The following is a 12,303-nucleotide window of genomic DNA, read 5'->3' on the forward strand; positions in this document are numbered from 1 at the left end:
CCCGCAGCCCCGGCCCTAGTTACAGAAGGGCACCCACCGTCACTTTGACTCGGTCCGACGCTCACTAACATCGCCGGGTGGGGCCAGTTTCAACTGCCCTTCCGGGGCCAAAAATACTTGACACAATCAGTGGGCCGGGGCCTGGCGCCGAAACCGTGGTACCTCTGGTACTCGGCCCGGCTGCTGGACGTCGCGGCGGAGGTGGCGCTGGCCGCCGGGTCCCCGCGTGCGTCCGAGTTCGCGGACCGGCTGGGCGCGCTGGCCGGCCGGGCCGGGATGCGCGAGTTCGCGGTGCGGGCCCAGTCGCACCGGGCGGCACTGGGGGACGCGGACGCGGCGGAGTCCGCGCAGTGGCTGGCGAAGGAGATCGACAACCCGGTACTGGCCGGCTGGGTGGCGCGGCGTCAGGCCGGGTGAGGCGCCCGGCGTCGGGCGGCGCCGTCGTGCGGGCACATCCGGGTAAACAAAAGCAGGGCCCGTCCGAAGACGGGCCCTGCTAGAAACCTAACGGTTCCGGGTATCTAAGGAAATTAGATAGCCTGGATGTTGGTGGCCTGAGGACCCTTGGGGCCCTGCTCGGTTTCGAAGGAGACCTTCTGGTTCTCTTCGAGGGAGCGGAAGCCGGAGGAGTTGATCGCGGAGTAGTGCGCGAAAACGTCCTGCGAGGAGTCATCGGGGGAAATGAAGCCGAAGCCCTTTTCAGCGTTAAACCATTTGACGGTACCAGTAGCCATTATTTTTGTCCTTCGTGAAGGTGGAGGAACTGTCCCGACTTTCGGGTCCTCCTGTTTGGGGTGCTCAAAACCGCTGCTTCAGAAGAACACGGACTTTCGACCGTGCGTACTGCCTGAACTACGAACTGCATAAACACAACAACAGGATCTACTCTACAGGACGGATGGGCGGTGGATTACCACTCTTCATAATTGGCGTCCTTTGGGGCCCCTCCGCTCGCTGACTTACGAGACGGTTTGCCGCGCCCGGTCGAGGTCCGCGGACGACGACGTCGTCCCCGCCGCGGGCGCTGCGCCCGGTTCCGCCGGGGACTCCGCGCGGGCGCGGCGGCGGGCGAACCGCTTCTCCACGGCCCTTCCTGCGGCGACGGAGAGCCGCTGGGCGGGCTGTTCCACGAAGCGGTAGAACAGCTCGGCGGCGCCGAACGAGGCAGCCGCGGAGACGGCGAGCGCCAGCGGAAGCGAGACGGACCGCAGCAGCGTGACTCCGGCCAGGATGATCGGCAGGTGCACCAGGTAGAGGCTGAAGGAAATCCGGCCTAGCCACTGCGCCGTGCGGGTGTCGCCGAGCTTCTTCGCCGGGCTGCACAGCAGGAACACCAGGACCAGCAGCGTCGCGCCGACAGTCACCAGCGCCTCAACACCCTCTACCGGCTTGTCCCGGCTGATCCATTCCGCGTTGGCCAGCAGCAGGCCGGCAGCGGTCAGCGGGAGCCAGACCAGCCGCGGCCAGGACCGGGTCAGCTCACGGATACGATCACGCTCGGCGCCGACGATCGCGCCGATGGCAAAGATCGGCAGATAGATCAGCCAGTCAATGTGCTGCACGGCGCCCACCGCGGCCAGCGCCACGACGATGCCGAGCTTCAGGTGCCAGAAGCGCCGCCAGCGCAGGGCAACGAAGACGTACACCGGCAGCAGCAGGGAGAACAGGACTTCCCACCTAAGCGTCCACAGCGGGGTGTTGACCGTGCTCGCGCCCAGAAGGAGCAGGCTGTCCTTGGCCACCCGCGCCAGGCTCGGGTCCACCACGTACATGTCCGCCCACGAGCTCTGCAGCGGCGACACCGTCCGGGGAACCATCACAATCAAGGCGACCGCCACGGCCAGCGCCGCCCAGGCTGGCAGGTAGAGGCGCAGCAGCCGCTTGGCGTAGTACGTGGCCCAGCGGGTGGCCGCCCCCGCCCGGGTGAACGGCAGGATCAGGACAAAGCCGGAGAGGACAAAAAAGACGTGGACCGCGGGGGTTCCGTTCCAGAGCAGATGCAGTGGGGAAAACACCGCCCACATCTCGCCCGTGTTCAGTGGCGCGGAGCGGTCGTCGAAGACCACGTCCCCGATTCCGGGGACCACGGAGAGCAGATGGCAGGCGACCACTACCAAGGCGGCGATCCCGCGGAGGCCGTCCAATTGTGTGACTCGTGTTTGACCAGACTGATTCGCCATCAGCCCCATGTTACCAGTTCGTTACATTCGGGCGGCGGCTGGGCGGCGGCTGGACGGCGGGGAGCGTGCCTGCGCTTCCCGACCAGAAACTGCCGTGTAAGGGCCAGGTGCCGGGGGTAGCCTACAGAGACAACCAGCGACATCCGAGATGAAATGGACGGTCACCCATGCACGCCGTGCTCGAATACTCCTACGCGGACGACTACCTTCAAAGCCGGGAGAAATACCGCCCGGATCATCTCAAGGCGGCGTGGGAAGCCGTGGAACGGGGCGACCTTTGGCTCGGCGGAGCCGTGGGCGAAGGGCCCTTCACCGGTTTGCTGGTCTTCACCGGCGAGAACGCCCTCGAGGCGGCCAGAGCTTTCGCCGCCGTCGATCCCTATGTCACCGGCGGCGTCGTAACGTCGTGGACGGCCCGCCCCTGGACAACGGTGGTGGGACACGAGGCGAGCACGCCCGTCCGCCCGTAGCTCGGCGGCACCGGCTTCCCGCCGTCGTCCGTTCCGACCGCGCGGGAACGGCAGCCGCATCCGCATGCGTCTCTTCCGGGGCGGACGCAGGACCGAGGGCGGGCGGCCGACGGCGGTTACTCGTCTAGGAGCGCACGTCCTCTTTTGCGTCTACGGACTCGGCGATCCGCTTGATCGCGGCGAGGGTTTTGGGGATGCCGTCCAGGGCCTGCTGGGTCCGATCGGTGATTTGGGCGGCCGCCCCATCCCCGAATTTCTCGCCGAACATGGCTATCCCCTCGGGCAGGAATTCCCACGATTCGCTCAGGACGGTTCCGGAGTCGGTCGGGGTGATGGTGAAGCCCCACCGGACGAACTTGCCGCCCACCACCCAGGCGAATTCGCGACCGCGCTCGGCAGCCACCACCTGCGACCGGGTCTCCCACGTCCGCTGTGGGAGCTCGTTACGGCCGGTGAACCAGGCACCGACGCGGCCGGCGCTGTCCTGGTCGTCCCACCAGCATGACGTACACACCGGGCTCCACTCGCCCGTGCGGGTGATGTCCGAGACTAGGTCGTAGAGCGTCTCGGCTGATGCGTTGACCGTGACCGATTCCTGATACTGGCGGATGCTGCTCTGAGTCATGGAGTCCATCCTGACAGACGCTTCCCTCTTCCGGGCGTCGGACGGTTCCTGAGCGTCCCCACGGCGGCCTGTACCGCGCCGGCCGGCGGGCATATTCTGCAGGAACGTCAGTTCGTGGCCCGCAGCGTCCCGGAGGTACCGATGGAAATGCCCAAAGCGTCGGACGCCGACAAGGAGCACTTCCGCTCGGTGATTCCGGACCACCCCGGGGTGGTCATCAAGCCGATGTTCGGAAACCTCGGGGCGTTCGTGAACGGCAACATGTTTGCTGGACTGTTCGGCCCCACCATCGGCGTGAAGCTCTCCGCGGCGGACAAGGAAACGCTCGAAAGTACCGAGCGGACCGTACCATTCGGTCCGGCCGAACGCCCCATGGGCGGCTACACCGGCTTGCCGGAGATCTGGAACGGCGAGGGCGACGGCGATGCGGCGCGCGCCAAGGCCTGGGTGGAAAAGGCTTACGAGCATGTGGCCGCACTGCCGCCGAAAGAACCCAAGGCGCGCGGCAAGAAGGGCTGAGGCCGCCGCCGGGCTTCAACACCGCGGGCTTCAGTGCCGCGGCACCCAGCCGGGCCGGACAAAAATATGCGCAGAGCAATCCACAGCCCAGCGCCCTCCGAATTGCTGGCATAAGCACCGGACCGGCCGCACCATCGGCCGTTCCATCATTTGAAGCCCGCACCCAAGGAGCCCAGCATGACAACCACGACCCGCACCCGAACCGCAGCCCGCACCCCCGTCCAGAAGGCCAGCCTCGCCGTCGGCGCCGTCTTCCTGCTGGTCGGCATCCTGGGCTTCGTCCCGGGAATCACCACCAACTACGAGTCACTGCAGTTCGCCGGCCACCACTCCGAGGCAATGCTGCTGGGCCTCTTCCAGGTCTCGGTCCTTCACAACATCGTCCACCTGCTCTTCGGCGCCGCCGGCCTGTTGCTGGCCCGCACCGCCACCGGCGCCCGCTCCTTCCTGCTTTACGGCGGCGTCATCTACCTGGTCCTGTTCGTATACGGCCTGGTGGTCCCCGAAGATTCAGCCGGCGACTTCGTGCCGCTGAACAGCCTGGACAACATCCTGCACCTGGTGCTCGGTGCCGGCATGATCGCACTGGCAATGATCCTCACCAAGGGCCGCGCCAAGGTACGCGCCTAAGCCAAAGCCCGCACGGAGAACCGCACCTCCCAACAACCGCGCCCACCGAAACCCGGTGGGCGCGGTTGTTTTCCGTTGGCAGGTGCCTGGCCAGCTGCCCCCATGCCGGCAGGTCTTGTCACGCAGTTAACTGCCCATTCATATCGCCCACGCACGCTGTCAATCCGCTGTGAATAGCGTGGCGGGCATGGACAACATTTCGCGCAGATCCGTTCTTTCCGCCGGCCTCGGGGCCGGACTGGTCGCCGCCTGGCCCGGTGCCGCCGTCGCCGTCTCCACCGCGGACGACGCCGGCCTCCGCACCGATCCGTTCCAGCTCGGCATCGCCTCCGGCGAGCCGTGGCCGGACGGCTTCGTGATCTGGACCCGGCTCGCGGTGGACCCGGTGGCCGGGGACGGCCTGGGCGGGATGCCGTCCCGCAATGTCGCAGTGGCGTGGGAAGTGGCCGAGGACGCGGGCATGCGCACGGTGGTGGCCCGCGGCGTCGAGCAGGCCCGGATCGAGACGGCGCACTCGGTGCACGTGGAGCTGCGGGGCCTGCGGCCGGGACGCGAATACTTCTACCGGTTCCGCACCGGCCGGCACCTGAGCGCGGTGGGCCGGACGCTGACCAGCCCGGCGCTGCACGAGACGCCGGCTGCGCTGGCCGTGGCGTTCGCCAGCTGCGCGCAGTACGAGCACGGCTACTTCACCGCCTACGCCCGGCTGGCCCAGGACCACCCGGACCTGGTGCTGCACCTGGGCGACTACCTCTACGAGTACAAGAAGGACAGCTACGTGATCGGCGGCGGCAACCCGCGCGACCACGAGGGTCCGGAGACCGTCAACCTGGCCGGCTACCGGCAGCGGCACGCGCAGTACAAGGCCGACGCCGACCTGCAGGCCGCGCACGCGGTGGCGCCGTGGCTGGTGGTGTGGGACGACCACGAGGTGGACAACAACTGGGCGGACGATGTCCCGGAGAACCGGGATGCCGGGCAGCTGAACGACACCACCGAGCATTTCCGGCAACGCCGCGCCGCCGCGTTCCAGGCGTACTACGAGAACATGCCGCTGCGGCGCTCGTCCGTGCCGGCAGGCGCCGACATGAAGATCTACCGTAAGCTGCAGTGGGGCCAGCTGGCCAACTTCCACATGATGGATACCCGGCAGTACCGGGACGACCAGCTCGCCGGGGACGGCTGGAAGAAGAACGTCACCGAGCGCCTCGCCGAGGACCGCACCATCACCGGCGCGGAGCAGGAGAAATGGCTGCTGGACGGCTTCCGGAACTCCACGCAGCGCTGGGACATCCTGGGCCAGCAGGTGTTCTTCGCCGAGCGGGACCGGAACCAGGCCCCGGAGATCGACGACGTCTCCATGGACGGCTGGGACGGCTACGCCGCGTCGCGCCGCCGCATCACGCAGGGCTGGGTGGACGCGAACGTGCGCAACGCCGTCGTCCTCACCGGCGACGTGCACCGCAACTGGGCCAACGACGTCAAGGTCGACTACAAGGACCCGGCCTCCCCCGTGGTCGGCTCGGAACTGGTGTGCACCTCCATCACCTCCACCGGCAACGGCACCGGCTCCGGCTCCACCACGGACGCCACGATGGCCTGGAACCCGCACCTGAAGTTCTACAACGACAACCGCGGCTACGTAAACACCCGCATCACCAAGGACGCTATGACCGCGGACTTCCGGACGCTGGACTACGTCACGTCGCCGGGGGCTCCGGTGAGCACGAAGGCTTCCTTTGAGATTCGGGACGGGGTACCGGGGTTGGTGGCAAGGTAGGGCCTACTTCGTCTTCCGGTGTTGAGGCTCTAGGTACCGAGCGGGTCGAAACCGTCGAAACCCCTTGGCCGAGTCCGCTCGGCCGGGGTTTTGCGCGGCCCCAAGAGGTGACCCTGCGGACAGGACCGCCGGGGTCTCAAAACCCGAGCCGACTTCGTCCCGATGGTCCTGTTTCGTCGTGGCTATCGATCGATACGATGAGTCATGACTAGCCAGGACCCCTTGGAATTCCTCCGTCGGACAAATCAGCGCCGTACGGAACAGCAGCTCGAGCTCGCCGCAGATGTGTTGGATACGTTTAAAGCAATGCATGAGGCTGAACAGGTGCTGTACCAAGCCCGAAGACGCTATATCGAGTCCTTCAAAAGGGCCACCGGTGCGCAATGGAAGACCCAGGAACTTCGGGACGCAGGATTTCCGTCGCCGAAGGTCTCTGTCCTCAAGAGAAGAATGGATCTTCGGGGCCTCATGGCACCCCCAGCCGATGCCAACACTCAAGGCTGAAAGACGGGCCCGCCGGGAAAGCGACCCAGTTACCCCGCGGTTCCCCCTCAAACACCAGCGGGCCCAGGGTCGCGCGTGCTTGAGGGCCAACAGCCGGTCGCGACGTCGTGCCGGCAACACGCCCGTTCGGAAAGGGATAAAACCAGCCCATGATTTGCAACACTGAACGCAAACACTATCCCTTTAGAAGGAGCCTCTTTGGAAGCCGCAGCAGTAACGACGTGGATGTTTGTCGAGGAATGCCCGATTCCGAATGACGTCATGGAGTTGCTGGTCCCGGGCGAGGAGCCCGTTGCCGCTTACCGGACCTTCCGGGACAGCGCGATCTTCACGACCAAGCGGATGATCGTCCGCGATGCCCAGGGCATCACGGGCAAGAAGGTAGAGGTCTACTCACTGCCCTACTCGGCCATCAACATGTGGTCGTCCGAGAACGCGGGACGCTTTGATCTGGATGCTGAACTGGAGCTGTGGACCCGGGCCGGGCACATCAAGATCAAGGTGGGCAAGAAGGCGGACATCCGGCGCCTCGACATGTTGATCGCGCATTCGGTGCTTGGCTCGTAGCACTAATCAGCGGGAAGGCGGTCCAGGCATGCGGGCCGGGCGAGAACAGCTGTGGCTCGGGACTGCCGACGGCTCCCCTCTCAGCTCCCGCCGCTACGGATGCACCAGAACCTTCACGGCCGTGTCCTTGTGGTTGATGAGGGTAACGAAGCCCTGCTCCACAAGATCATCGAGCGCGATCCTGCCGGTGATGAACGGCTTGAGGTCCACCTTGCCCTCCTGCACCATCTTGATGACGGCGGGATGGTCCCGGACGTAGGCGATGGTGCCGCGCAGGTCGATCTCCTTGAGCACCAGCTTCTGCATGTCCACGGTGGCGGGCGCGCCCCAGATGGACACGTTGACCACCACTCCCCCGGGCCGGACGGCGTCGAGCATGGTGTCCAGCACCGCGTTCACGCCGGCGCACTCGAAGGCGACGTCGGCGCCGGTACCGCCGGTGAGTTCCAGCACCCGGGCCGGGACGTTCTCCTGGCTGGGGTCCAGCACATGGTCCGCCACCCCGCTGGAGACGGCCTTTTCCTTCCGCGCCTGGGTCAGTTCGCTGATGATCGTCGTCACGCCCATGCCCTTAAGGACGGCCGCCGTCAGCAGCCCGATGGGGCCCGACCCGCCCACCAGGGCCACGTCGCCGGCCTTGGCGCCGCTGCGCGCCACCGCGTGGTGGGCCACGGAGAGCGGCTCGATCAGGGCCGCCTCATCCAGCGGGATGTCGCCGATCGGGTGCACCCACCGCTGGTCCACCACGATCTTTTCGCTCAGCCCGCCACCGCCGCCGGAAAGCCCGATGAAACCCATCTGCCGGCACAAGTGGTAGCTGCCCGCCTGGCACATGTCGCAGGTGCCGTCCACGAAATACGGTTCCACGACGACGTTGTCCCCCACCGCGAGCCCCTCCACCCCGTCGCCGACCTCGGACACGGTCCCGGAGAACTCGTGCCCCAGGGTCACCGGTGATTCCTCGTGGGAGAGCGGGTGCGGATGCCCCGGCGCGGGGCAGAAGATGGGGCCTTCCAGGTATTCATGCAGGTCCGTCCCGCAGATGCCGCACCACGCGACGTCGATCTTCACCGCGCCGGCCCGGAGCTCCGGCTCGGGGACGTCCTCGATCCGGATGTCCTTGCGGCCATGGAAACGTGCTGCCTTCATGATGGTCCTTCCAATCGATGTATGCGACGGTCTCTCAACGCTCGGGGCTTGCGCGGTGCCCGGGCACCCTGCTGATCCTCCCATCGCCGCAACGGGTTCGTTAGGGACTACCGACCCTGAACGAGGAGGGCTTCGGAGCGCTTCTGCTGCAGCCCGGCCAATTTGTCTGCCGCGAGCGGTACGATCTGTTGCATTGGCCGCACAGCAGCACGGCCGGAACTCATTTGGGGGAATGAACCGATGGTGGAACTCAAGCGCATTTACTGGAGCCGGCAGGCTCTGCGTCTCGCTTACTCGGCTGTGATCGTGTGGTTAGCCGTCTCTGTAGTTCTAACGTTCATGCCAAAGGGGAAAGGTGCCGCAGGCAACAGCGTCTCAACCGTCAGCGGCGTCCTTCGCAGCTTTGTCGACAGCGTTCTGGCTGCGGTTACCCTCCCGGGGATATTCCTCGTTGTTCTGTTCATTGTTGCGGCGGTCGTCCACGCCCGCGATGTCCGACGCCGGGACCCGGTCCGGCGTTTCAGCCGCCAGCAGCGCCGGGAGGGAATGGCGCGGGCCGGCGGCCTGTGCGAGATGGAGGCTGGATTCGGGCGTCGGTGCTCGCGAGCCGCCGAGCACGGCGACCACTTCTTCCCGTGGTCCAAGGGCGGATCCACCAGCCTGGAGAACTTCGTAGCGGCCTGTGCCAAATGCAATCGCGCGAAGGGCGCCAGGATTCCCTCGCCCGGTCAGCAAGTAAGGATAGAACGACGACGGCGGGAGTACGTTACGCCGTCCGATTGCGTCAACGTCGGCGCACGTCAGCCGCTGTCTTGAGCGCCGCCGATGGAGAAGGGAGCGGTTCCCTGAGCTCCGGCAGCGCAGCAGAGGAGCCTCTGGGTTTTGTTGTCCTCAAGGCCGGCTCGGACGGGGCCCACTTTGGACTCGGACCCTGCACCCAGGAATCAGCGATTGAGACATCTCCCAGCGGCCATGGAAGGCGAGTACTATCCGTCAAAGACGAGGGTACGCGGTCACTCGCGCATCTATTCCCCGACGTCGCCCAGGAGTGGGATCAAACAAGGAATCCGTTCCCTCCCTCTCACGTTCGGCCGGGTAGCAACCGTAAAATATGGTGGCTCTGCGAAAATGGCCACTCTTGGCTAACCACGCCCTGGGTACGGACAAGGGGACATGGCTGCGCCGCCTGTAAGGGCATGATTGCGACCCAAACCGACAATTTGGCATCGGATCGGCCGGACCTACTCCCCAGCTGGCACTTCGTGCGCAACCAGTCCGAGCTGGGTTTAGCACCCACAGGTATTACGTCACAGTCCAACAAGGTTGTCTGGTGGATCTGCCCAGAGGACCACCGGCACGACTACACCGCAACTCCTGCCTCCCGTTTCCGCGGCACCGGATGCCCATATTGCGCCGGGAAGCGGGTCAATGAGTCCAACAGCATCGCAGGAACAAGACCGGTTCTAGCTGCAGAGTGGGATCCGGCAAACACCAAGCGTCCCGATCAGGTCTCGGTGGGCAGCGACTTCAGGGCCGCCTGGATATGCCGAAAAGATGACTCACATAGGTGGATGGCCGCCGTAAGCTCCAGACCTGCCAACGGTGCCGGATGTCCGTTCTGCAGTGGGAGGCGACCCACGGAAGCCACCCGTCTAGAAGTAAGCCTGCCCGCGCTTGCCATGCAATGGCACCCAACCAAGAATGGAGCGCTGACGCCTGCGGATGTAACCGCTGGAAGCAATAGGCGCGTTTGGTGGCGATGCCCTCAAAACGCTGGCCACGTCTGGGAAACCACTGTCCGTGCACGCGCCCTCGATCACGATGGCTGCAAATGGTGTGCTCCGATCATCCGATCCAGAGTCGATATTGCCTTAGCATGCGAGTTCGCAGCGGTGTTCCCTCAGGACGTTGATCCAAAGAGGCAAGAGCGCCTGGATCTTGGCCATAGCAGGCCACACAGCGTCGACGTCCTGATCAAGTGCTTGCGGATCGCAATCGAGTTTGATGGCTCTTACTCACATAGGGGCAAAGCCCACGAAGCGCGCGACTCCGTGAAAACAAGATTGCTTCGTGAGGCTGGGTACCGAGTCGTTCGAATCCGGGAGGAGCCATTGCCACTGCTCGATCCTGAATGCGACATCTCGGTCGAACAAACCCGCGCTCCGGATGCGAAAGCCATGACAAACACAGTTTTGCGCCATTTAGTGAGTCTTGGTTGGGTGGCTCCGGAAGTTGTGTCACCTTACCTTGAGTCACCTTACGCGTGGGCCGACGAAGTGGCTGCACAAATCTACGAGTCGCTTCCCGAGTCCGAACGCTTCGTCCCCTTGAGTGCCAAAGCTGCACGAAAGCGACGGCAGTCGGAGTTGGCTGCCCGCGACAGACTCTTCTAGAAGGCGCTCGCGCTGACGGCGGTCCACCGACGTTTCGTTTCCGGCAGCTACTAGGGGCGTTTTTCCATGCTTCCCGAGAGAACATGCCGCTGCGGCGCTCGTCGGTGCCGGCGGGTGCCGACATGAAGATCTACCGGAAGCTGCAGTGGGGTCAGCTGGCCAACTTCCACATGATGGATACCCGGCAGTACCGGTACGACCAGCGGCCGTGAGCACGAAGGCGTCGTTTTGAGATCCGGGACGGGTGCCGGGGCTGGTGGCGCGGGGGTAGGGCCAGGGCGCCACCGACGACGGCGCCCGCAGCACCGGGCGCCGCCGACCTTACAAGTAGTCTCCGGCCCGTTCGCGGGCGATTTCCAGCAGTGTGGAATGGAACGCGACCTCTGCCGGGGCGTAAACCTTGTCCTGGCGTTGGGCCAGCAGCACCCGCCGCAGGGGCGCGGCGGAGCCGAGGCTGATGACGCGGACGTCCGGGTGTTGCAGCGCTACGGCGGTCTTCGGCACCATGGCCACGCCCATTCCGACGCTCACCATCGCCTGCGCCTCCTGGTAGTCGTTGGCCAGGAAGCCGATGGTCGGTTCGAACCCGGCTTCGTGGGCGGAGCGCTGCAGCACTTCGACGACGGGGTGCGCCTCGGCCCGCACGATCCAGGATTCCTTGCGGAGCTCTTCCATCCGGATCTCGTCGCGGTCGGCCAGCGGATGGCTGCGGGACACCAGCAGGACGGTGCTTTCCTGGAAAACCTCCGTGATCCGGATGGAATCGTCGTGAAAGCGGTTCCAGGGGTAGTCCCAGAGCAGGCACAGCCCTGTCACTCCGGACTGAAGGTCGCTCACCAAGTCATCGAAGCGCGCACTGCGTACGGACAGGCCAATGGCCGGATACCGCTTCTTGAAGGCCCGGATGACAACCGGCAGGAACGAGCCGGCGAGCGTCGGAAAGGTGCCGACCGTCAGGGAGCCGCGTTTGAGGCCGGCGATCTGGTCCAGGTCGGACTGGGCGGCGCGCATCTGCCCGATGACCTTGCGCGCGTGCCCGGCCAGCACCTGGCCCGCCTCGGTGGGCACCACTCCGCGGGAGCGGCGGTTCAGCAGCGGCTGCCCCACCTCCTGCTCAAGTTTCCGCAGCTGCTGCGAGACGGCGGACGGCGTGTACATCATCAGCTCGGCCGCGGCGGTGATGGATCCTTGCTCCACCACCTCAACCAGCAAGGCAAGGCGCCGGATGTCGAACAATTCCCGGTCAGGATCGTTAAGCAACGCTTTGCCCTTCTGTTGAATCCGTTAATTCTATACATCCACCGCCCAGTTCGCGGGTAAACGCCAGCGATTTCCAACGGCGGCGCCGCCTGAGGCGGGCACCTACGGACCGCTGCGATAGTGAATTAAGCATCACTACACTCCCTTGCAGATATCCAACCTTGTCTTCATTTGTGATCTGGATCAATCTCGAATCAAGCCCTTGAACACCATTGAGGCAGATCGA

At 65.2% G+C, this 12,303-nt stretch carries 14 protein-coding genes and 1 pseudogene; 9 read left to right on the forward strand and 6 right to left on the reverse strand.

The genetic code is table 11. The features are described from left to right. Nucleotides 1–117: 117 nt before the first annotated feature. Entirely contained in the window at nucleotides 118–417 is a 300-nt protein-coding gene (locus ABIN76_RS14265; protein WP_346960342.1) for a hypothetical protein, read from the forward strand. Between the two features lie 113 nt (nucleotides 418–530). Here ABIN76_RS14265 and ABIN76_RS14270 read toward each other — a convergent pair whose 3' ends face one another. Next, a complete protein-coding gene (locus ABIN76_RS14270; protein ID WP_011690916.1) occupies nucleotides 531–734 on the reverse strand; it encodes a cold-shock protein in 204 nt (67 codons plus the stop codon). 225 nt (nucleotides 735–959) lie between these two features. Beyond that, complete coding sequence (locus ABIN76_RS14275; RefSeq protein WP_346960343.1) at nucleotides 960–2,144, reverse strand: acyltransferase; 1,185 nt, start codon at nucleotides 2,142–2,144, stop codon at nucleotides 960–962. A gap of 203 nt (nucleotides 2,145–2,347) precedes the next feature. Here ABIN76_RS14275 and ABIN76_RS14280 point away from each other — a divergent pair, with 203 nt between their 5' ends. Continuing rightward, complete coding sequence (locus ABIN76_RS14280; protein WP_346960344.1) at nucleotides 2,348–2,650, forward strand: YciI-like protein; 303 nt, start codon at nucleotides 2,348–2,350, stop codon at nucleotides 2,648–2,650. A 124-nt stretch (nucleotides 2,651–2,774) separates the two neighbouring features. Here the strand turns inward: ABIN76_RS14280 and ABIN76_RS14285 are convergent, their stop codons facing one another. Further along, a complete protein-coding gene (locus ABIN76_RS14285; protein ID WP_346960345.1) occupies nucleotides 2,775–3,275 on the reverse strand; it encodes an SRPBCC family protein in 501 nt (166 codons plus the stop codon). 141 nt (nucleotides 3,276–3,416) lie between these two features. On the opposite strand from ABIN76_RS14285, the gene ABIN76_RS14290 reads away from it, so the two are divergent. The 5 genes from ABIN76_RS14290 (at nucleotide 3,417) to ABIN76_RS14310 (ending at nucleotide 7,275) form a co-directional block, all read left to right on the forward strand. Next, nucleotides 3,417–3,794: a TfoX/Sxy family protein gene (locus tag ABIN76_RS14290; RefSeq protein ID WP_346960389.1), complete on the forward strand. Its 378-nt coding sequence runs from the start codon at nucleotides 3,417–3,419 to the stop codon at nucleotides 3,792–3,794. Nucleotides 3,795–3,971: 177 nt separating this feature from the next. Next, nucleotides 3,972–4,424: a DUF4383 domain-containing protein gene (locus ABIN76_RS14295; RefSeq protein WP_346960346.1), complete on the forward strand. Its 453-nt coding sequence runs from the start codon at nucleotides 3,972–3,974 to the stop codon at nucleotides 4,422–4,424. Between the two features lie 187 nt (nucleotides 4,425–4,611). Further along, nucleotides 4,612–6,204 (forward strand): alkaline phosphatase D family protein, encoded by a 1,593-nt coding sequence (locus ABIN76_RS14300; protein ID WP_346960347.1) that lies wholly within the window; start codon nucleotides 4,612–4,614, stop codon nucleotides 6,202–6,204. Between the two features lie 204 nt (nucleotides 6,205–6,408). Beyond that, on the forward strand, nucleotides 6,409–6,708 hold the full coding sequence (locus ABIN76_RS14305) for a hypothetical protein (RefSeq protein ID WP_346960348.1): 300 nt from the start codon (nucleotides 6,409–6,411) through the stop codon (nucleotides 6,706–6,708). Between the two features lie 198 nt (nucleotides 6,709–6,906). After that, nucleotides 6,907–7,275, forward strand: a complete 369-nt coding sequence (locus ABIN76_RS14310; RefSeq protein WP_346960349.1) for a PH domain-containing protein — start codon at nucleotides 6,907–6,909, stop codon at nucleotides 7,273–7,275. 93 nt (nucleotides 7,276–7,368) lie between these two features. Here ABIN76_RS14310 and ABIN76_RS14315 read toward each other — a convergent pair whose 3' ends face one another. Together ABIN76_RS14315 and ABIN76_RS14320 are read right to left on the reverse strand one after the other, a co-directional pair. Further along, a complete protein-coding gene (locus ABIN76_RS14315) occupies nucleotides 7,369–8,424 on the reverse strand; it encodes a 2,3-butanediol dehydrogenase (RefSeq protein ID WP_346960350.1) in 1,056 nt (351 codons plus the stop codon). A gap of 375 nt (nucleotides 8,425–8,799) precedes the next feature. Next, complete coding sequence (locus ABIN76_RS14320) at nucleotides 8,800–9,051, reverse strand: hypothetical protein (RefSeq protein ID WP_346960394.1); 252 nt, start codon at nucleotides 9,049–9,051, stop codon at nucleotides 8,800–8,802. On the opposite strand from ABIN76_RS14320, the gene ABIN76_RS14325 reads away from it, so the two are divergent. Then, nucleotides 8,998–9,240: an HNH endonuclease signature motif containing protein gene (locus ABIN76_RS14325; protein ID WP_346960390.1), complete on the forward strand. Its 243-nt coding sequence runs from the start codon at nucleotides 8,998–9,000 to the stop codon at nucleotides 9,238–9,240. The genes ABIN76_RS14320 and ABIN76_RS14325 overlap by 54 nt on opposite strands. Nucleotides 9,241–10,894: 1,654 nt before the next feature. Further along, nucleotides 10,895–11,020: pseudogene (locus ABIN76_RS14330) on the forward strand (alkaline phosphatase D family protein); the annotation flags it as partial. Between the two features lie 118 nt (nucleotides 11,021–11,138). Here ABIN76_RS14330 and ABIN76_RS14335 read toward each other — a convergent pair. Continuing rightward, nucleotides 11,139–12,077, reverse strand: a complete 939-nt coding sequence (locus ABIN76_RS14335) for a LysR substrate-binding domain-containing protein (RefSeq protein ID WP_346960351.1) — start codon at nucleotides 12,075–12,077, stop codon at nucleotides 11,139–11,141. Nucleotides 12,078–12,303 lie beyond the last annotated feature (226 nt).

Origin of the sequence: uncultured Arthrobacter sp. (genome assembly GCF_964021775.1) — a bacterium.
Taxonomy (GTDB): Bacteria; Actinomycetota; Actinomycetes; order Actinomycetales; family Micrococcaceae; genus Arthrobacter.